18 protein-coding genes and 4 pseudogenes are annotated in these 19,658 nt (G+C 68.4%); 11 read left to right on the top strand and 11 right to left on the bottom strand.

All coding sequences use genetic code 11. The annotated features are described in order from the left end of the window. Positions 1-72 precede the first annotated feature (72 nt). From ACQEV8_RS00110 to ACQEV8_RS00100, 3 genes are all read left to right on the top strand, one after another. Positions 73-1,239: a CdaR family transcriptional regulator gene (locus ACQEV8_RS00110; protein ID WP_432956233.1), complete on the top strand. Its 1,167-nt coding sequence runs from the start codon at positions 73-75 to the stop codon at positions 1,237-1,239. A 628-nt stretch (positions 1,240-1,867) separates the two neighbouring features. Beyond that, positions 1,868-2,308: a VOC family protein gene (locus ACQEV8_RS00105; RefSeq protein ID WP_432956231.1), complete on the top strand. Its 441-nt coding sequence runs from the start codon at positions 1,868-1,870 to the stop codon at positions 2,306-2,308. Positions 2,309-3,100: 792 nt separating this feature from the next. Continuing rightward, positions 3,101-4,084, top strand: a complete 984-nt coding sequence (locus tag ACQEV8_RS00100) for an ArsR/SmtB family transcription factor (RefSeq protein ID WP_432956230.1) — start codon at positions 3,101-3,103, stop codon at positions 4,082-4,084. Positions 4,085-4,129: 45 nt separating this feature from the next. Here the strand turns inward: ACQEV8_RS00100 and ACQEV8_RS00095 are convergent, their stop codons facing one another. Continuing rightward, positions 4,130-4,441, bottom strand: a complete 312-nt coding sequence (locus tag ACQEV8_RS00095; RefSeq protein ID WP_432956228.1) for a hypothetical protein — start codon at positions 4,439-4,441, stop codon at positions 4,130-4,132. 209 nt (positions 4,442-4,650) lie between these two features. Here ACQEV8_RS00095 and ACQEV8_RS00090 point away from each other — a divergent pair, with 209 nt between their 5' ends. Genes ACQEV8_RS00090 through ACQEV8_RS00075 form a run of 4 tightly spaced genes read left to right on the top strand, consistent with a single transcriptional unit; the run spans position 4,651 to position 7,344 of the window. Next, a complete protein-coding gene (locus tag ACQEV8_RS00090) occupies positions 4,651-5,454 on the top strand; it encodes a JmjC domain-containing protein (protein WP_432956227.1) in 804 nt (267 codons plus the stop codon). A gap of 57 nt (positions 5,455-5,511) precedes the next feature. Next, complete coding sequence (locus ACQEV8_RS00085) at positions 5,512-6,024, top strand: aldo/keto reductase (protein ID WP_432956225.1); 513 nt, start codon at positions 5,512-5,514, stop codon at positions 6,022-6,024. Continuing rightward, entirely contained in the window at positions 6,021-6,896 is an 876-nt protein-coding gene (locus tag ACQEV8_RS00080; RefSeq protein WP_432956223.1) for a hypothetical protein, read from the top strand. Before ACQEV8_RS00085 ends, ACQEV8_RS00080 begins: the two co-directional genes overlap by 4 nt. After that, positions 6,865-7,344, top strand: a complete 480-nt coding sequence (locus tag ACQEV8_RS00075) for a polymorphic toxin-type HINT domain-containing protein (protein WP_432956221.1) — start codon at positions 6,865-6,867, stop codon at positions 7,342-7,344. The genes ACQEV8_RS00080 and ACQEV8_RS00075 overlap by 32 nt, the downstream gene beginning before the upstream one ends. Before the next feature lie 216 nt (positions 7,345-7,560). Here ACQEV8_RS00075 and ACQEV8_RS00070 read toward each other — a convergent pair whose 3' ends face one another. Continuing rightward, positions 7,561-7,731, bottom strand: a complete 171-nt coding sequence (locus tag ACQEV8_RS00070) for a hypothetical protein (RefSeq protein WP_031106884.1) — start codon at positions 7,729-7,731, stop codon at positions 7,561-7,563. Between the two features lie 971 nt (positions 7,732-8,702). On the opposite strand from ACQEV8_RS00070, the gene ACQEV8_RS00065 reads away from it, so the two are divergent. The 3 genes from ACQEV8_RS00065 (at position 8,703) to ACQEV8_RS00055 (ending at position 10,391) form a co-directional block, all read left to right on the top strand. Continuing rightward, positions 8,703-9,032: a MerR family transcriptional regulator gene (locus ACQEV8_RS00065; protein WP_432956219.1), complete on the top strand. Its 330-nt coding sequence runs from the start codon at positions 8,703-8,705 to the stop codon at positions 9,030-9,032. Between the two features lie 216 nt (positions 9,033-9,248). After that, positions 9,249-9,653 carry a DUF6336 family protein gene (locus ACQEV8_RS00060; protein ID WP_432956218.1) on the top strand — a complete coding sequence of 135 codons (405 nt, stop codon included), beginning with the start codon at positions 9,249-9,251 and terminating at the stop codon, positions 9,651-9,653. A 267-nt stretch (positions 9,654-9,920) separates the two neighbouring features. Further along, positions 9,921-10,391, top strand: coding sequence for an HIT family protein (locus ACQEV8_RS00055; protein WP_432956216.1), 471 nt, complete (start codon positions 9,921-9,923; stop codon positions 10,389-10,391). 509 nt (positions 10,392-10,900) lie between these two features. On the opposite strand, the gene istB is transcribed toward ACQEV8_RS00055, so the two are convergent. The 6 genes and pseudogenes from istB to ACQEV8_RS00025 all read right to left on the bottom strand — a co-directional run bounded on the left by istB (position 10,901) and on the right by ACQEV8_RS00025 (position 16,666). Then, positions 10,901-11,710 (bottom strand): IS21-like element helper ATPase IstB, encoded by an 810-nt coding sequence (gene istB, locus ACQEV8_RS00050; RefSeq protein WP_432956214.1) that lies wholly within the window; start codon positions 11,708-11,710, stop codon positions 10,901-10,903. Beyond that, on the bottom strand, positions 11,707-13,047 hold the full coding sequence (locus ACQEV8_RS00045) for a Mu transposase domain-containing protein (RefSeq protein WP_432956212.1): 1,341 nt from the start codon (positions 13,045-13,047) through the stop codon (positions 11,707-11,709). The genes istB and ACQEV8_RS00045 overlap by 4 nt, the downstream gene beginning before the upstream one ends. Positions 13,048-14,314: 1,267 nt before the next feature. Further along, on the bottom strand, positions 14,315-15,313 hold the full coding sequence (locus tag ACQEV8_RS00040; RefSeq protein WP_432956210.1) for a hypothetical protein: 999 nt from the start codon (positions 15,311-15,313) through the stop codon (positions 14,315-14,317). A gap of 406 nt (positions 15,314-15,719) precedes the next feature. Next, positions 15,720-15,935 (bottom strand): annotated as a pseudogene (locus ACQEV8_RS00035) (IS110 family transposase); the annotation flags it as partial. A 76-nt stretch (positions 15,936-16,011) separates the two neighbouring features. Continuing rightward, a pseudogene (locus ACQEV8_RS00030) lies at positions 16,012-16,334 on the bottom strand (helix-turn-helix domain-containing protein). Continuing rightward, positions 16,331-16,666, bottom strand: coding sequence for a type II toxin-antitoxin system RelE/ParE family toxin (locus tag ACQEV8_RS00025; RefSeq protein WP_264935841.1), 336 nt, complete (start codon positions 16,664-16,666; stop codon positions 16,331-16,333). The pseudogene ACQEV8_RS00030 and the gene ACQEV8_RS00025 overlap by 4 nt, the downstream one beginning before the upstream one ends. A 235-nt stretch (positions 16,667-16,901) precedes the next feature. On the opposite strand from ACQEV8_RS00025, the gene ACQEV8_RS00020 reads away from it, so the two are divergent. Further along, complete coding sequence (locus ACQEV8_RS00020; RefSeq protein ID WP_432956207.1) at positions 16,902-17,771, top strand: esterase/lipase family protein; 870 nt, start codon at positions 16,902-16,904, stop codon at positions 17,769-17,771. 94 nt (positions 17,772-17,865) lie between these two features. Here ACQEV8_RS00020 and ACQEV8_RS00015 read toward each other — a convergent pair. From ACQEV8_RS00015 to ACQEV8_RS00005, 3 genes and pseudogenes are all read right to left on the bottom strand, one after another. Then, positions 17,866-17,952, bottom strand: a pseudogene (locus ACQEV8_RS00015) (RidA family protein); the annotation flags it as partial. Between the two features lie 105 nt (positions 17,953-18,057). Then, positions 18,058-19,305, bottom strand: a pseudogene (locus tag ACQEV8_RS00010) (ISAs1 family transposase); the annotation flags it as partial. A gap of 157 nt (positions 19,306-19,462) precedes the next feature. Further along, positions 19,463-19,658: helicase associated domain-containing protein (locus ACQEV8_RS00005; protein WP_432956205.1), on the bottom strand; the 196-nt coding region annotated here is incomplete at its 5' end.

Genomic DNA, 19,658 nt, shown 5'->3' with positions numbered 1-19,658 from the left:
GTCTGGCCGACGTCGCGCGCCGCCCTGTACGGTCCGTCCAACCCAGTCCCGCCCCCGACGGGAGGACCGAACGTGCTGAGCCCCTCGCTCGCCCAGGAGATCGCCAGGGACACCTCCGCCGCCATCGGTTACAACGTGCTCATCACCGACGCCGACGGCGTGATCATCGGCAGCGGCGCCCCAGGCCGCGTCGGCACCTTCCACGAGGCGTCAGTCGAAGTCATGCACACCAAGGAAGCCGCCACACACAACGCCTCCCAGGCCCAACTGCTGCGCGGAGTGCGGCCCGGCGTCACCCTGCCGCTGGTCGCGGGCGGACAGGCGGTCGGGACCGTCGGCATCACCGGAACCCCCGCCCAGGTGCGACGTTTCGGACTGCTGGTCAAACGCCAGACCGAGATCCTCCTGAGGGAATCGGTCATGCTCCGCTCCCGGCTGCTTGCCGAGCGCGCCGCCGAGAACCTCCTGGCGGACCTCGCCTCCTACGACCCCGAGGTCATCGAGGCCGACAGTCTCGTCTTCCGAGCCGCCGACCTCGGCTTCGACCTGCGCCTGCACCGGATCGCTGTGGCCTTCGAGGTGACCGCGCCGCCCCGCGCCCCACGCCGGGACATCGGTCTGGTCCGCACCGAAGTCCTGCGCACGGTCCGCGAGGTCTTCGCCGACCCGCAGGACATCGTCGCCGTCATCGCCCCCGGCCGGGTCGGCGTCCTGCCCCGGCTCACCCCCCGCCGCCCGGTGGACTCAGTCACCATCGACTGCCGGCGGGTCATCGACGCCCTCGCAGCCCAGGACGGACTCGCCGCCCGCGCGGGCATCGGCGAACCGGCCACCACCGTCGACGCCTTGCACGACTCCTACCAGGACGCCTGCGAAGCACTCCGCCTCGGCGCGCGCCGCCCCGAGGGCCCGCTCGTCCACCCCATCGGCGAACTACGGGTCCACCAGCTCCTCACGGCACTCGGCCAGCCCGCCCGCACCCGCCTCCTCGACTCCGCCACAGCCCAACTCCGTACCCAGCCGGACTGGCCCACCCTGCGCGACACGATCACCGCCTGGTGCGAGAGCGGCTACAACCTGGTCCGCACCGCGGCCGCCCTGCACATCCACCGCAACACGGTCGTCTACCGCATGAACAAGATCGAACAGCTCACCGGCCGCCCCCTGCGCGACCACCACGCCACCCTTGCTCTCTACCTCGCCTGCCTCACGGACCACCTGACGACCCCGACGAACTGACGAGCCCCATCTGCCTCGCCCGAAGAGCAAGGACCCGCCGGACGCCGGGCTCTGCACGCGAGAACGGGCTCTGGCCCACTTGAAGCGCTCCGGGAGCGTGGTAGTTGGTCTCGTGCTCGTGGGGCGGGATGTCGCCGATTGCCGTGTGGATGCGCTGCTTGTTGAACAATCGGCCCATTCCGTGGTGGCGAGTTCGACGTCGGCCAGGCTGTGCCCGGGCCTATGCGACTTGATCAATTCGGTCTTGAGGCGGAGCCCGCAGCAACCATGGAGGAGAGGGCCAGGGCGGCGATCGCCGCAGCACGCATCGGGTTCTTGATCACGCACTACAGGTACTGGTCGCCGGGGCCGGCGACGGCATGGTACGCCGCGCATTCACTCCACCGGGGGACCGCTGAGCGGCAGGGGAACTGTGCCTCACTGCCCGCTTCAGTGAATGTCGAGTACCTGGGGAGGCCAGGTCAGAGGGAGCCTGAAGTGGGGGCGGGACTTGGGTTCCGAGAAGGCGTCACGGTGGCGGACGCTTCTTCCGGAGTTCGGCGGTCTGCGGATGTCGAGAACGTGCCACCGGCTTCGTCCCAGGGACATCAGCGGCCACCACCGGCCGCACGAGGAAAGGAGAACCGGCATGGCGGTTCAGCGGATGGACAACGTCGGCATCGTCGTCGAGGACATGGATACCGCCATCGCGTTCTTCGTGGAACTCGGTATGGAGCTGGAGGGCAGGGGAGAGGTCGAGGGCCTCGTCGCCGACCAGTGCACCGGGCTCGACGGCGTCCACTGTGACATCGCGATGCTCCGGACGCCGGACGGGTACAGCCGGCTCGAGCTGGCGAAGTACCGCAGCCCCGCGGCGATCAGTGCCGGGCCGCGCAACCGGCCGCACAACATCGTGGGCACGCACCGCGTCATGTTCGCCGTCGACGACATCAAGGACACCGTTGCCCGCCTGCGCCCTCACGGCGCCGAACTCGTCGGCGAGATCGCCCGCTTCGAGGACAGCTATCTGCTCTGCTACCTCCGCGGCCCGGAGGGCATCATCGTCGGACTGGCCGAGCAACTGCACTGAACCCCGGTCGGACCCAGGGCGCCGTCATGAGAGCCCGACGCCAGGCTCGTCCTTCCTGAGCGTGATCGACGTCGGGGAAGATCCGGATGCGCGTGTAGGGGTTTCCCGGACCGTCAATGGCCTGTTCGCGCACACCACATGGCGCGTCCGTGAGCGTCGCCGTCTCTGTGTACGAGTTGCATCCGCGACCCACGTCTGGGGACCGCACGCCGGTGACCGCCGCCTACAGACTGCGCCGCATACCTTCCGGGATTTCGTGTTCTTCGGTGCCGGCGGGGCACCCCGGCTCCCACGAGCGGAACCAGCCGCCCCGCGGGAGAGCCCTTGCCTCATCCTGGCCGAGTTCACCGAGCTGCTGGCCGGAGTCCGAAGCGGTTCGGCCGAAACCGCGCGCCCACACGGGCGTCCGGGAGAGCCTTTGGGCCGGGTACTTCCAGCTCGCAGGACCCTTTCCACATGGGCATGTCCCTATGGTCACGCCGGTGTCCGGATCTCACGGGCCCCCGGCGGCAGCTGCTGGACGCTGCACTGTCCGAATTCACTCGGTGCCTGGGCGGCGTTCTGTTTCCTGCGACGCCTGCTGCGGCATGCTGGGGAAATTCGATTAGTAGGCCGGAAACCGCAACACCATTCTTCTGGACAGTCCATGGGATCACGCTTACTGCAGGAATCCGCCCCCCGCTCCGAACCTCTCGTGCGTGGCTTCCGCGTCCGGGCCGGTAACCACGAAATCTTGCGGGCGGCCAGACGCCCTTCTGGGAAAAGCGTGAGTGCGCGTTGATCCGCGTAGATATGCCAGCTGAACGGCTGTCGCGGCTTCGCTGGGCCCTGTCACCAGTCGGGGAGCTGGCGGCGGCGCTGATCCTCGCCGCTGACCTGACACAGCGCGACCGGATGGCCACCCACCTGCGGCTCCTGTTGCGCTCAGGACGTTTTCCCGCGCTCGCGGCGGTCTGCGGCGGGTTCACCGTCTACCTGCCGGAGATGCTGACGCCGCCCCCGCTCTCGTTCTCGCCGGATGTCGAGGAGCAGTTGCATCAGGTGGCGACGACCGGGGTGAACCAGGTCGGCAGTCAGTTCACCGCCTTCCTCTCGGGGGGCGCGGCCCGCCGCAGGCGCTGCCCCTGGCTCACTCCGGGGCATCTCGACGGGGTGAACGACCAGGTGCGGGACCGACTGGAGGTCCATCCGTCCGACCTCAGGGAGACGCTGGCCGGGGAACTGCACGCCTTCTGGAAGGTACTGCTGGCCGACGGGTGGCCCCGGCTGGCCTCCAGTGCGGAGGAGTTCGTCGACCGCCAGGCCGGTACGGCCGCGCGCGAGGGCGTCGGCGTCGCGTTCGCCGGGCTCCACTCGTCGCTGAGCTGGCGCGACGCAGGACTGGACGTAGCCTCGCCTTACGCCGGACGCGTCGGGGGCGGGACGCCGCTCATCCTGAGCCCCTCGCTGCTCCTCCGGCGCATCGGCCTTCACTCACCACTCCTCGGAGAGGGTGCGCAGGTCGTCGTCCCCGTCGCGGCCAGGAACGGGCCCGGCGTCCCCAGCATTGCACCCATTCTCGGGTCCTCGCGCCTGGCGATCCTGAAAAGCCTCGATCGTCGGCGCACCACGACGGAACTGGCGGCCCGCCACCATATGACCCCCGGCTCCGTGTCGTACCACCTGTCCCGCCTTCTCCAGGCTGACCTCGTTCGGCGCGAGCGCTCGGGACGCCTCGTGCATTACAGCCTCACGAGTCGCGCCCGGAACCTGCTGCGCTCATCGCCCTCGGTGTGAGGCCCGGGGCGCGCGCCCCGGGCCTCACACCGTCATCACCTCCGCTCAGCGCAGCACACCGAGGAAGTAGGGCAGCGCCGGGTCGCCCTGCGGGCTGTAGCTGCAGCCCCACGCCGCCCATTCGCCACGGTTATATCCGTCCCGTCCCCGGGCCTCGCACTGCGCCATCGTGAGGAACTTGCCTGCGTACTCCCAGCCTTCGTCGGCCTTCGGCTGCTCCTGCATGATCCGGCCGCCGTCCGCCGCCGATGCGACGCCAGCCGACGTGCCCGCCAGGCCGAACGCCGCCGCAGCGACGACGAACCCGACCAGAGCCTTCTTTGTCGCCTTCACGAGGTTCACCACTCCTTCGTCCATGAACTGTCTTCTCCGGACTGCTTGGTGTGCGATGCCCGGGCTGTGGAATCGACCGTAGGGGCGGGCAGGGTCTGCGGCTCGCGATTGGAGAGGCGTCAAATCCACTGTCTGGGAGGGGGCCTTCTGCTACCGGCATGCGGGCAAAGTGGGTCCGCCCCAGGTCGGGGTCATGTTCGGCGAGGTCCCTAAATACCCGTCTCGCCATCCCTATGACCTGCGCCTTCAAGTTGGCGGGGGCTCTTGGGTCTCGTGCGGACACCCCCGGTGGCTACGACGACCGCCGTGGCCCGGTTCTTCGCCAGCCGCGATTTCACTGGACGGCGCCAAGCGTTGCCACCCGCCCGTTCCCGCTGTACCGCGACATCGAGGATCCCGGCGAGGCACCCACCGAGCCCGTCGCCGACCTGGTCCTGCACCCCGGCGACGTGCTGTACGTGCCGCGCGGTGTGTGGCACGCGGTCTGCGCCGACCAGGGCGTGCGCTCCCTGCATGTCACTTGTGGCCTGCAGGCCCACACCGCCAGCGACCTGATGGCGTGGGTGTCCGAGCAACTGATCGCGCACGAGGACTGGCGCCACTACCTGCCGCTGCTCGCCCGGCCGGAACTTCAGGCCGACGCCCTGGACGGGATGCGCAAGCGGCTCGCCGAGCTGCTGGAGGACCCCGGGCTGATCGCCCGCTACCGGGCCGCGATGGACGGCCAGGCCGTCGGCCGGATGGTGCCGAGCCTTCCCTACATCGACGGGATCCCCGCCGACCCGCGCCTGCGGGTGCGGCTCACGACTGCGCGCGCCGTGCTGGAGGTCGGCGAGGGCACGGTGACGCTGTCCGCCGCCGGGACCGTGTACGAGTTCGCCCCCGAAGCGGAGGCGGTGCTGCGCCCGCTGGTCGACGGCCGCACCATGGACCTGGCCACGCTCGCTGACACGGCCGGCCTCGCCCTGGAGGACGTCGCCGGGCTGGTCCAGGAGCTCGTGGCTGGGCAGGCCGCCGTGGTGGGGAGCCTGCTGTGACCGCCGAGCTCGCTCTGGGGACCTACCGGTGCCGGGCGATCCCGGAGGCGGCCGCACGTGCGGCCGCCTCCGGGATCGCAGTGGATCGACACTGCCCCCAACTACGCAGCAGGCCGCGCCCAGACCCTGTTGGCCCCGGCCCTGACCGCCCACCCGTCCCTCCGTGTCTCGACGAAAGCCGGGTACTTCACCGCGGCCACCGGAATCGACGCCGTCAACGCCGGCGTCCTCACCGAGGACCAGGCCCTGGCCGGGCACAGCCTCGACCCCGAGTACGTGCGCTGGCAAACCGGACGGAATCGCGAGCAGCTCAGGCGCGAGAAGCTGGACCTGGTCCTGTTGCACAACCCCGAGCGGGCCCACACCCGCGACCGCCCCGCCCAGCACCGCGCGCTCCGGGAGGCATTCGTCGTCCTTGAGGAAGAGGTGGCGGCCGGGCATCTGGCCGGGTACGGGGTCGCCACCTGGGCGGGCCTGCAAGAAGGGGCGTTCACGGTGGGGAGCTGCTCGCCCTGGCCGCCGAAGCCGCAGAAGGACAGCACCACCTGGTCGCGGTACAGCTGCCGGTGAGCCTGGTGATGATGACGCCGATCACGCAGGCCCTCCACGGCCAAGGGCCGCTCCCTGCCGCCGCCCTGGCCGCGCAGGCCGCCGCCGAGGCGAACGACGCCGCCGAAGCCGCCGAGAAGGCCATGAAAGACGCGGCGGACAGCGCCAAGCAGACGTCGGACTACGCCGACGTCGCCGCCGACCGGGCCGAGACCAGCGCCAAGCGGGCCAAGGCCTCCGCGTCCACCGCACGCGCCGCCGCCAACCGCGCGAACCAGGACACCGCCGCAGCCGAAGAGTCCGCGGCCCAGGCGGAGTTCTCCGCTACGTACGCGCGCACCTCGGCCTACCAGGCCAAGGAAGCCAGCGACCGGGCGCACACCGATGCGGTGGCCGCAGGCAAGAGCGCCGACGCGGCGCAGAAGGACGCGGCCGCGGCCTGGAAGGACGTGGTGGAGAAGCGCGAGGCGGAGGAGGCCGAAGCGCGTCGCATCGCCGCGGAGAAGCGCAAGAAGCAACAGGAGAGCAAGCCCAAGTGCTACATCCCGATGAACCGGGACAGCCTCCCTCCGTGCGTCCTGGCGGGCCACAAACTCGTGTTCCCCACGATCGACCCGACGATCAAGGAAGCCGCCTGGGAGGTCCTCGGCCTGAACGACGCCAAGGACTGCGCGAAGAATCCCACTCTGGGCAAGTGCGCCTTGGCGGCCATCAGCATCCTGCCGGTCGGTAAGCTCAAGCTACTCAAGAAGGGCCTTGAGGGCGTCGAGGGCGCGGTCGACAGCAGCCGGGCCGCGCGCGGCCCAGAAGTGCGCCGAGTGCTTCCTAGCGGGCACCAAGGTTCTGATTGCCGACGACTCGGTGAAGGTCATCGAGTCCGTCCAGGTCGGTGATGAGGTGCTGGCCACGGATCCTGTGACGCAGGAGACCGGGCCGCGCAAGGTCACCGACCTCATCGTCACCGACGACGACAAGTACTTCTCCGAGCTGACCATCTCCACGCCGCGCGGTGTGGAGAAGCTGACGGCCACCGACGAGCACCCCTTCTGGTCGCCGTCCGCGGGTAAGTGGGTCGAGGCGGCCACCCTCGAGCCCGGCATGACGCTCAGGACCGACGCTGGCGACACGGTCACCCTGCGGTCGAACCGGTTCTTCCACCAGCACGCGCGGACGTACAACCTCACCGTGGAAAACCTGCACTCGTACTACGTGCTTGCGGGGGCCACCCCCGTTCTGGTGCACAACATGGGCGGGGTTCCCTCGCGACTGCCCACTTCTTTTGTGAGGGACGAAGCTGGCCGGGCGGGGTATCGGGCAGGCGCCCCGCACCCAGGGAGGTAGCTGATGGGACGAAGCCGGCCGGGCGGGTTATCGGGGTGTGGCTGGGGTCCGGTGATTGGAGGTGCAGTTCCGCTGCTTCACCGGGCCCCAGCTATGGGGCCTTGTGCCCGGGAAGGTGGTGGTTACACCGTTTGCCCCGGGGGATGCCCTGAGGCCTAACGGGCCTGTGGGCCCCGGGTGTTCCCGGGGCCCACAGGCTGGCTGCTGTGTGGTGGGTTACCAGCGATACCAGCGGCCCTTGCGGCCGCCTGTGTCCGCACTGCGCAGCACGAAGCCCAGCAGCCAGACGACCAGCACGATGACGGCGATCCACCACAGTGCCTTCAGTGCGAATCCCGCGCCGAAGAGGATCAGAGCCAGAAGCAGGACGAGAAGCAGGGGAACCATAGTTATCAACCTCCGTCGCTCCTGGTGCCCGGCGATTCGAAGAACACGCAGCCGATCTGCCTGGTTTCTTCACTGCTCTTGCGGGAACTGAACCCAGTTTCGTTACCGGCGCTCATCTCGCGGCTGACGAGGCGGTGGCACGTGGTGGACCGCCAGGCGCTGGCTGTGTGGGTTTCGGGCTCGCGACCGCCGGGTCGGCTCTCCGGTTGTGCCCTCGGCTTCCTGAGGGCTCCGTCGGCGCCGCCCCGCCATCGCCACTCAAAACCTGCAGCACCACCCGCACACGAAAATCTGTCTTTGTCGGAGTAGACATTGGGCGATGGCGTCAGTATGGTTTCTCTCGTAACCAGAGAGATCGCAGGGCCCGGCAGACATGAACTGCCGGGGAGGAGTACCGCAGTTGCAGTGCGCAGGACGGTGCGGTGGTGGAGTTCCGAAGCCAAGGTTGTTGCAGGGCGGCGACGGGACTGACGACCGGACCGGGTGGCCCGCAGTGTTAAGGGGCCGCCGCCAGCAGTACCCGCAGTGGAATCAGTGAGCAGTACCTCGGTGAAGGCGTCGGCTGCGGGCGCGCGCACCGGGAGGTTCGGCAGTGGGGTTCCAAGCCAGAGCAGACGCAGGACGGGCGACGGGGCTGGCTGCCGAAGGGTGGCGCTGTAACAGGCCACCAGTAGTTCGCATCACCAGCAGTACGCAGTAGAGCAGTACCAGCAATGAGGGAATGAACGGAGGAAGTGGACGCCATCAGGATCGCCCGGACGGCTTGTCGAGTCCGGGTACCGCAGGACATCGATAGTGAGGTGGTCTCCGGTCGAGCAACCGCGATCCCAGCATCCCCGGCAGCATTCCGGTCGGGTGTGCGGTGACAGAAGGCCGGCGCAGTAGTAGGGCCGGCAGATGGTGTAGCAGTTCCTTCGGGCCCTGGCGCCGTACGGCGCCAGGGCCCTCCACGCGTTCCACCGAGAGGTCAGATGACAGCAGACGATTCCTTCGGGCGTCTCGACGACGACTACCCCGCCTACACCATGGGTCGGGCCGCCGAGCTGCTCGGCACCACCCAGGGCTTCCTGCGCGCCATCGGCGAAGCCCGCCTCATCACCCCGCTGCGCTCCGCAGGCGGACACCGCCGCTACTCCCGCTACCAGCTACGCATCGCCGCCCGCGCCCGCGAACTCGTCGACCAGGGCACCCCCATTGAGGCCGCCTGCCGCATCATCATCCTCCAAGACCAGCTCGAGGAAGCCCGGCGCATCAACGCCGAATACCGCCGCACCGCAGCCCGGCACACGGCCGACACCTGACCCGCACTCCACGGCGCCGGCCCGGCCACCTGCCCCCACCTGATGCCCCTGGGCCGGAGCGAGGCGGGACGCGAAGTACCGGCTCAGATGGAGGCACGGAACGACCCTTGCAGTACGGGCCCTTCATTGTCGGGCTGCGCGCAACTCGAAGCTCCAACCGGGGGCGGCCCGGAGGCGGTGTGATCCCGGCCGTGCGGCTGGGTTACGGTGCCGCGTATGCGCACTGAGGACGTGATCATCCGACCCCTGCTGCGGATCCGGGACGTGGCAGCGCGCGGGGCCCTGTACGGGCTGGCCGCCGTGCCTCTGCTCGGGGTGACCTCCCTGTTTTTCGGCGACCACTACGACCGGACGACGTTCCTCGGCGTCGTCGGATTCTTCGCCGCCGCCATGGCCGTGGCCGGAATCCTCATCGGGCTCCTTTTCTGGTGGGCCTGCGGGGGAGACATCCGGCGCTGTCGCGACTGGCGCACTGTCAGGGGCCAGGCCGGGCCAGTGACCGTCGCGGCCCCGGTCCTGATGCGGATCGGGGTGCTGGCCCTGGTGCTGTGTCCCGGCGCCTTCGGCCTGCACCACCTGGTGGACAGCGCCGGGTACGACAGCTGGCTGTACGGCGACTGAGCCACGCGCGCCCGGCGCGGGCGCTTCGGCGACGTGGCCGAGCTCCAGACCGGCTCGGCTGATGAGGATTCTTGGAATCGGCCAGTGCTGCTCTTCGTCCTCACTTGATCAGGTATTGGACGATGTGGGGAGCAAGAGCGGGAGTGGCCAGGTCCGTGGTCGCATTGGAGCGGACCGCTGCGGTGTTTGAGCTCAGGGAAATCGAGATGTCCACCCGGGCGATGACCTGCCAGACTCGTCGTTCCAGCTGGACAGGGCCGGCGTGAGGTGACTTCGGAGGTCTTGAGGGTGAGTGACTGCGTCTTCTGCAGGATCGGGCGAGATGAGATCGATGAGGACTTGGTCGCCTATCGCTCGGAGAACGTCTTCGTCGTCCCCGCGCTCAAGCAGCGGCAGAACAACCCCGGTCACGCCCTTGTCCTGCCCGTGTCTCACGTGACCGGGTTGCATGACCTCCCAGTTGATCTCCTGCATGAGATCTTCGAGGTCACAGCGAGAGTGGCCTCTGCGGTGAAGGACGCCTATGGGGCTGTCGGAAGCACCGTCACGCAAAACAACCACATCCCGGGTCAGGTGCTTCACCACGTGCATGTTCATGTCGTCCCCCGGTTCGAGGACGACAGGTTTCGCATGCCTGACCCGGAATTGCGCGAAGCTCCATGGGATGTGCGACGTGCGCGTGCTGTGGCCCTGCGGAACGCATTGCCCGGCGGCCGGAGGCCGCCGGGCTCCTGTTGATCGGTGGCTGTCAGGCGGAATCGCTGCCTGCGCCGTTCACGGCGTCCGTCTGAGCGGAGTGATGTCCGGGACACGGTTGGTGATCGACGGCCGGGCCGCTTCAGGGGTGGCCAGCAGAGCGACGATGGTGACCGGCTGGTCGCAGTGCGGGCAGTTGCGGATCGCGGTGGGAGTCAGGGCCTGCTCCGCGTGGGTGGGGGCACTCGTGGTTGCCGGTCGTGTCTGCTCGCCGAGGCGGATGGCTCGCTGTTCGTCGCGGGCCTGGTTGCGCTGTTTCTCCGCGTCGCGTCGGCAGTTGGGTGAGCAATAGACCTGCCGCAGGCGGGGGTTGACGGGAAAGGTGCCCTGGCAGACGGGGCAGATGTGGGCCGCGGGGGGGTGCGGGCGGAAGTCGGTGGGCCGCGGATTTGCAGCGGGGAGAGCAGTAGATCTGGCGGGGGTGCGGGAGGAACTCGCCCTTGCATACGGGGCAGTTGGCGGGTTGCGGGGAGAGTGGGGCGGTGTCGGCGTCAGGAGACACGGGCATTCACTCCCTTGCGGATGGTGTCGGCCTGGGTCTGGTGGTTGCGGAGCCGGTAGGAGGGTCCGTCGATGCCCGCGACCGCCGCCCGGTGCAGGAGCCGGTCGAGCATGGCGGCGGCGACGGTGGCGTCGCCGAAGGCGCCGGCCCAGTCGGCGATGCCGACGTTGGTGGTGAGGATCGTGCTCGACTTCAGATACCTCTGGTTGATCACCTGGAACAGGGCGGAGGCGCCGTCCTCGGGCAGCGGGAGGTAGCCGAGTTCGTCGATGATCAGAAGCTTCGGGCCTGCGAAGAATCGCATGCAGGTCTTCCAGCGGCCTTCGAGGGCGGCCTTGTGGCACTTGGCGGCGAGTTCGGCGGCGGTGGTGAAGTAGACGCGGTGGCCGGCGTCGACCGCGGCCCGGCCGAGCGCGACGGACAGCATGGTCTTGCCGATCCCGGGCGGACCGACGAACAGGACGTTGCAGGCGTCGTCGAGGAAGCGCAGGGTGGCCAGGTCGCGGATGAGTTTCTCGTCGACGCCGGGCTGGGCGGCGAAGTCGAAGTCGTTGAGGGTCCAGGGCTCGGGCAGGCAGGCGAACCGCAGGCGGACGGCGAGCCGTCGGGCCTCGGTGGCCTCGACCTCGATCTCCAGCAGTCTCTCCAGGGCGGCGGTCAGCGACATCCGTTCGGTGCGGGCCTGGTCCAGCACCCGGTTGAGTGCCTCGGCGGCGTCGTTGAGTTTGAGGTAGGACAGGTGACCTCGCAGCTGCTGGAAGCGGCGTGCTTCGCTCATCTGCATCGGCGACGTACTCATTCCGTGTTCTCCTCCTTCGGTGAGGGAACGGACCGCAGCCGGTCGGCCACGGCGGCATAGTGGGACAGGTCGATCACGACCCGTTCGGCCGGATCACCGGCGGCGGCCTGCTTTCCGCGCAGCCGCTCGGCCTCGGCGAGCGCGGCCTCGGACGGCGGCCTGCGGACCTTGTTCTTGCACGGCGCCCGGTCCGAGAAGGAGGCCAGCACCTCACGTTCCAGCGCGATGACGTGCCCGGCGTCGCGCACCGTCTGGCCGGCGCCGCGAGGCGCCCGGCGGTGGCGGGCGATGACGGCCCGCCCGACGGTGGCGATGTCGAGATGGTCCTCACCGAGCCGATGCCGGACCCTGACCTGGGCCCCGGCCAGTCCCGGCGGGACGGAGTACAGATTCCCGTCGAAGGACACCAGGCACTGCGGGCTGACTGTCCGTTCGACCTCCAGCTCGGCGGGAAAGGGGCGAACGGGGACACCCAACAGCGGTTCCGCTGCGGCGAGTTCACCGACGGTGACCCTGAGGCCGTCCAGCATCCGGCGGCGGTCGTCCATCCGGACGGCGAGTTTGTCGATGCCGGACTGGGCCTGGCCAACGCTCAGCGCATCGGGGACAGTGCGCCACCAGCGTTGCGCGGCCGAGTGGTTGGCCTTCTCGACGACGCCCTTGCGGTTGCCACGGCGCGGCGGACAGATGTCCACCCCGACGCCGTAGTACTTCGCAACCGCGGCGAAGGAGGCGGTGACCTGCCCGCTGGAGGGATAGCAGACCGTCGCCATCCGGTCGAAGCGCCACCGTCTCGCCGTCCCGCCCAGCATGCGGACCACCCGGTCGAGGGCCTGGACCAGATGCGGGAAGTCCTCGGACTCAGCCAGCACCGCACGCCACCGGCCCGAATGCGCGAGCGCCCCGACCAGGAGATGAGCGTGCTCGCCCACTCCCCAGGTCTCCGGCGTGTCCGGCAACTCCAGCCAGTCGAACTGGATCTCCTCACCCGGCGGATGCGCGATCACCGCGACGTTCCGGCCGGTCGCGGCATGACACGGCTCGCAGTGAGGACGGACCTGATAGCGGCAAAGCGCGCGGGTGAACGTTGAGTACCCGCCCTCATAGCCCAGGCTCTTGACCTCGTCGAACAGGGTCGAGGCCCACAGATGCGGATCGTCCGCCAGCCGCTGCCGGCAGTACTCCAGAAACGGGACGAAGGCATCCGGGCTCTGACGGCGCTGCCCTGGGACCTGCTCGCCGTTCAGATAGGCACGGATGGTCTTGCGATCACGGCCCAGATGCCGTGCGATCGCCGAGATCGTCCAACCCTGACGACGCAGTGCGTGCGCGTCCACGTCTTCCTCCAGCGTGAGCATTCAGGCCCCCGACCAGGCCGAACTCGTAGCTCACGCAGGCTCTCCACGACACACCAAGACCAATTCGACACGCCGATCAACATCACGTGAAGAGACCCGACAAGGTCACCCGAAGGGTGGGGAGATCGAAAGAGCAGGTTTGGCCCACCTCAGAGCACCGGGTGGCCGCTTTCAAAGAGCGTCATAAGCCCGGCGGCCGATGACACAGATCAGCTGAACAGTGACACAGGTGAGCGTGTCCACCTGGGGAAACAGTGGGTCGATGACACAGATCGACCCACTGTTCAGACGGGCGAGGGATCGCTGTCCTGTCTCAACGGAGTTTGACCAGTCTCACCGAAGTTTGATCGCCGCGCGGTGGGCTGTTACGAGGATCAAAAATGTCCGGCGAAGAGGAGTCACTCATCTACCGGCCTTTGGGGCCTGGCGTCTTCGGCCCGCGCGGCGGCCGCCGCCTCCAGCAGGGGCCAGCCATCGACCTCCACCGGCCGCCGTTCCCCGGTTGCCACCCATGTGCGAGTGCCACGTCGAGCAGAGCCCGGACGGCGCCCGGCTCGTGCAAGTTCAGGTCTGCGCCTTGGGTGAAGCCCACGTCCCCGGAACCGAAGGGGGCGCCACCCGGGACGTACCGGCCGGCTCCGTCGGCAAAGACAATGCGCAGCAGGCCGCCGCTCCCTGTTGGCTGAGGGGACAGGGTGAGGATTTGGCGGCAGTCCACGGACCGACCATCGTGGTCCTTTCGGTGGCTGTGGCGCATCGTCCACATGTACACGCGCCCGTCGGCGACGAGCCGGCGGGGCTTCTTCGAATGGCGAGGCACGCAGCCGAGAGTACGCGGGCCGATCCACAAGGCACCCGAGCGGTGATCAAGCTTCGATGAGACGAACAGGATGCTCGTCAAACTTCGGTGAGACCCGTCAAGGTCCGATGAGACGGGACAATCGCAGCTGGATGCGGACCGTAAGCGCTCCGGGAGGTGTGTCACGCTGATTTGCGAGGTGGCCCAGATCCGGGGCCGGGCCCGTGGTTTTGGGCCGGAGCGTCAGCGTGACACCCCGACCTGACAGCCGGATCGAGGTGCGTGACACCGGTCGGCGTGACAGTAACCCTCGGTGATCATGGATGCGGTGCTACGCCCGGGCTGTCCTGTGACGGCGAAGTTGGACGACTCGTCACTGAAGCTGGACCGTTGAGCCGCAGGCCCTGGGTGCACTCAGCGGAGGCGAGCGAGCTCAGGGCCAAACTCCTAACGGAGCGGTGGCTCGGCCTCCACCGCCAGACTGTTCCCGGCTGTGAGGTAGCCAGTGATCCCGAGCGTCTCCCACATGCGGACAATCCCCTGACCCAGGGCCTGGAGCCGAGTGTCCACATCTGCGAACTCGGACAAGGTAGGGATGAAGGGTGTGCTCTCCAGCAACTCGACGATGGGACTCCAGGCGGGAGCCAGGTAAAGCGAGACGCCCTGATGCTCAAGGAAGTGGTCGAGGATCCGGCCTCGGCCGGCCGTGCGCTCCAGCGCGTCGGCGTAGCCCAGCATTTTCAGGAGATAGCCGGTCTCGACGACCAGCTGGTTGAACATCGTGACGATGTCGATGCCGCCGTCGATGTGGGAGTCCACCAGGTCAGGCCAGCCAGGATGAACGACTGAGTCAAACAGGTCCGTGAGCGTGGTGCAGTACCGGTCCTGCACCAGGAGCTCGAGGCTGATGCTGACCGAGGGTTCGGAGCTGCTGAGGACGCCCGCCTGCTGTAGCTCCTTCAACCAAAAGTCGGAGAGCAGTTCGCATCGGTACTCGTCGGCGGCCTCGTAGGCCCAGATCGCAGCCATCTCCGGCAGCGTCTGATCTCTGGTGGGATAGGGAGGTCGGGTGCCGGCTGCAGCGCGTAGGCGGCCCAGGATGACGTGGCCGTACTCGTGGAGGATGGTGTGGATCCACTCCAGCTGGTCGAAGTCGTCACCGGCCGGGGCATCGACGAACATCTCGACAACGCTGTAGTCGCGGTGCACAGGAATCGTCTTGCCCCCGACTGTTCCACCGCCGAGCCGTTCCGGAGTGAAGCCGGCCTCGCGGTCCGCGATCGAGGCGGCAACATCACCTGAGAGCACGATCGTCAGCTCAAGGTAAGGAACCTTCCATACCTCTGCAGCAGCTGAGGCGAGCACAGTGTGGATCCCGGGGAGATGGCCAGCAAGGCCCAATCGGGCGCCGTGCTCCTCGATCAGCGCAAGCGGGTAGTCGTCCACCGTCGTCCTGTTCCTGGGTGCTGGCGGCACCGGCCCACGACGTCTGCCGGTGCCCGACATAGGACTGCGGCTTCACCCCCCAGCAGTCTCTGCTGGGGCAGACTACCGGCCGTGCCGCACTCGGCCGTGCCGGGCTACTACTGAGATTCCGGGCGGGTGCCCGACGGTGCTATGGCGAGCAGTTGGGCCAGGCGCTTCCTCGAGGGCCGCCGCGACGGCGCCGGCGTCCATCCCCTTCGCCCGGCGCCGCACGACCCGGCGGCCGATGCGGGCCGGATCGACCGGCTCACAGGGCCAGGGCCCCGGGGAGAATCCCGTCGCTCCCGGTTTGACCGGTTGATCATCGATGCCCGGGCATGAGACGAGCACGGCTCTTGTGGATCACGGAGTTCTCTGACCGGAAAACTCAACGGTCAGGGTGCCAGACGGACACCAGGATGGAGCGGGCGACGGCGACCAGGGCTTTCATGTGGCCGCGGCGTTTGATGATCCTGCGGTAGCGGGCGCCGAGGAAGGTGTCGGCCCGTGCGGCGGAGATCGCTGCTTCGCCGAGGGTGCCGCGGAGCCAGGGGTTGCCCTTGCCGGTGGGGCCGGAGGTGTTCTTGTTTCCGGACTGGAGGGTGCGTGGGGAGAGTGCCCCGCCCTGCTCCTCACCCCGACCGCGTTCGCGAGTTTCATCGCGCGGTTGTAACCAGGCTTCAGGCCGCGTGCGGAGTGAACGCGACCCTGGAGTCGCCCTCGTCGATGGCCAGGTTCAGAGTGCCGCCCAGGGCCTTCGCCAGGCGGCGCAGCAGCGGGAGGGTGGGGACGGTGTCGCCGCCCTTCATCCGGGACACCTGCGGCTGAGTCATCCCGGCTCGATCGGTCAACTCCGCTTGGGACAGGTCGAGTTCGATCCGGCGGTCATAGACGGCCTGACCCAAGTCGCCGGCCAGCCGCGCGTCGACGTACTCCTGGTGTACTCGACCGCCTCTCCCGCAAGCTGCCGGGTCCGGCGCGTTCTCCACGTACTGTGATTCATCGGCTCTCCCTACGCCGATCGTCGATGTGCTCGGCCCGGCCGTGCTCGGTCTCGCAGACCTTCTGGGCCTGATGTGCACGTTCGACCTCTGCCGCCTCGCGCATCTTCGTCTTGCGGAACACCGTCAGCAGAACGATCCGCTGTCCTGGGGCGAGCCAGTACGGGATGCGTACAGCTTCGCCGTCCAACTCGAAGCGCAGTTCACGCAGCTTGCCGCCCAGGTGACGAGAGTACGGCTCACCGAGCGTTGTCGGCTCGTCCAGGAGATGGTCCGTCTTGTCCTCCACCCGCCGGTAGAGGCGCAGCGGAAGTAACTCCAGCCAGTTCCGCACCTCGGGCTCGATCTAATGGCATAGCGCAAGCTCGCGCGGACCTCGGATAGGTCGAGCGCGCGTTCTTTTCCCGCAGCCACGCCGTAGACACCGACGCGCGCGGATCCCGAAGAACCCCGTTTCGTACCCCGAGGAGTTATAGGTACCCCTTGCGCCCGGCCCTCCCCATGCTGGTGATCGTCCTGCCGAGGGCAGGGCGGAGTGACAAGGTCAACGGGGAAACGGAGAGCGTGTGATGGGGATCAGGGCGAGGGTTGTGGCGACGGCTGCCACGGCGGTGTTCGCGGGGCTCGGTGTCGTGGCTACGGCCCTGCCGGCGGCAGCGGCGACCACGCCGAAGGGGAACAACAGCAGCAACGAGGACGTGCTGTTGGTGCACGGGTACGACCCGGTGTGGGAGGCGAAGTTCGACTGCAACGACTACTTCAAGGACATCCGCAAGGACCTCAAGGACTACCGGTGGAAGGGGAAGGTGCGGGGGGGCGCCTTCTACAAGGGTGACTGGAACTGTGACTTCCGGATCGCCAGTGGGGATCGGGACACCGGGCTGAAGGACCTGGGGAAGAAGCTCGCGAACAAGATCTACAAGGACTACACGGCGAAGGGGAAGTCCGTCGACCTCGTGGGACACTCCATGGGCGGCCTCATCATCCGCGCCGCGCTGACCGGCGTCGCCAAAAAGGAAGCCGGGTTCCCGAAGAAGCTGTTCGTCGAGGACGTGGTGACGCTGGGGACGCCGCACGCGGGGACCAACTGGGGCTGGGGGCACTCGTACCAGCAGACCAAGGACATGCGGAAGAACTCGTCGCTCATCAAGTGGCTGAAGAACAACCCGCAGTCCACGCAGCCCACCGACTGGACGGCGATCGGCAGTGACAGCGACGCCATCGTCTCGGAGTCGTCGGCGACCGCGGGCGGCTTCAAGCACTGGGTCCGCTACGACAACCTCCCGGGCAAAGACGACCACGCGGCCCTCAAGTCGGTCCGGACGGGGCTGCACAAGCTGAAGTACCGCAACTCGCCCTCTGCGGCGACCGGTTGGAAGACGGCCGGCTCTCCTGCCCCCTGGACGACCTCCGCGCTGTTCCACTACACAAAGTGGTGACACGCCGGCACCACTGACACCCCGCCACCACTGACTCGGGCGCCGTCGGGACCATCCCGGCGGCGCCCGCCGTTGCCTGAGAACGCCCAAAAAATCAGTCCAGTACGGCGACCGCCTCGATCTCCACCAGGTGCTCCGGTACGTCCAGCGCCGCCACCCCGATCAGCGTCGCCGGGGGCCGGTGGCAGGGCCCCGGGGAGAATCCAGTTCGCCCGTTTTGATCATGGGATGCCGTGCAGGTTGAGGGCGGCGTCGGCGCCGCCGTCCTGCTGGCCGCCGGTACGCGGGTGTGAGCGCGTCGGCCGCTGGCGATGTTGGTCCAGCCGGCCCGATCGAGGGCCGTGCGGGTCAGGTCGCGCAAGGCGCTCATGACGGCCGGGGTGTGGTGACGTCGGACCTGGCTGGCGTCCTCGGCGAAGGTGACGTCCTTTGTCCAGTGGACGGTGTTCTCGATGATCCAGTGGCCGCGGGCCCAGGAAGCGATCTCGGCGGGGGATGCCTGGTGGGCGGGCAGGTCGGTGACTGCGTAGACCGTCTCGGTCTGCCACTTCTTCGCACTGAGGGACCGGCGTTTGCGGTGGATGCGAACGACCTGGCGGGCGTATGGGAAGAGCAGGCCGTCCACGGAGACTACCTTCACCTCCCGTACCTCCTCGCGGCCGTGCCCCCGGTCGCGTGAACGGTCAAGGACAGGTGCCTTGCCCCAAGGCAACTTCCTCAACTGCCCCGCGAGCGTGGGCTGGTTGTTCTTCACCGACAGCAGGTAGTGCGCGTGACGGTCCTCGACTAGGTAGCGGGCGTGACCCTTCTGCGCGTGCATCGCGTCGACCGTGATCACGGCCTCGTGCAGGTCCGCGTCGTCGATGGTGTCCAGGAGCGGGGCGAACTCAGGAATCTCGTTGCTCTTCGCGCCGATCTCGCGCAGGGCGGCCGTCAGTGCGTCGTCGTGACGGACGGCGGTCAGGACGAACATCCGGCTGCCGTCGGCGCGGACGGCTCCGCGCAGGCACTTGCCGTCCACGGCGAACGCCCGCCGCCTCAGCCGGACCGGGTCCGGGGCAAGCACGGCGGCTCGGTGGGCACGGCGCTGTTCGCGTTCGGGGACGCCGTCGGGGCTCAGCGGTCCGGTGGCGGGCGACGCCAGCGCAGTGAGCCGGGCGAAACCCGCGGCGGTCAGCGCGCCGGGATCCACTTTGGCGAAGGCGTCCCGCAAGGTCCGCTCCCCCGGAGCCCGATACCGGCCGGCGAACGGATCGAACGGGCAGCCCAGACGGGCCAGCACCTTCTGATCGCACCGACGGGCCCATTCCGCGATCGCAACCAGGGAGTTGTGCCCGGCCGCCGTCATCGCGCACACCCCGATCGCAAGCAGCGTGGCCAGCCGATATCGAACGCCCCGCGGATCACGCGGGTCGGGCACCTTGGCCAGTGCCCGGAGCAGCCCGTCCGCCGACACCTCCCCGACCGCACCGGTGGACGAGCAGGGCGACGTGCCCAGGGACACGGACATGAGGGAGGATGGAGCGACGAGCACGGCAGCCTTGCTGATCCGGGAGCGTAGAGAACTCCATGATCCACAAGAGCCGTGCTCGTCTCATGTCCGGGCATCGATGATCAACCGGTCAATCCGGGAGCGACGGGATTCTCCCCGGGGCCCCGTGGGTCCCGCTCGTGCGACTGCTCGGCAGCCCCTACGTCGCCCATTCCAGCCCGAGGTCCGCCAGCGCCTGGAGCTTGTCCGCGGTGAGCTTCCCGCGCCTGCTCTTGCTGTTGCTCAGAAATACGCCAAGCCGGACCTCGGTCCCGTCCTCCAGTCGCTCTACGTGGGCCCTGGGGACCTTCACAGAGCCCTCGCGGGCCTTGTACTGCGCCAGGGCCGTGAGGCCC

The sequence above is a fragment of the Streptomyces sp. CA-179760 genome (assembly GCF_050937045.1).
GTDB lineage: Bacteria > Actinomycetota > Actinomycetes > Streptomycetales > Streptomycetaceae > Streptomyces.
The sequence above is the reverse complement of the archived record's forward strand: the minus strand, read 5'-3'. Positions and strand labels throughout refer to the sequence as shown.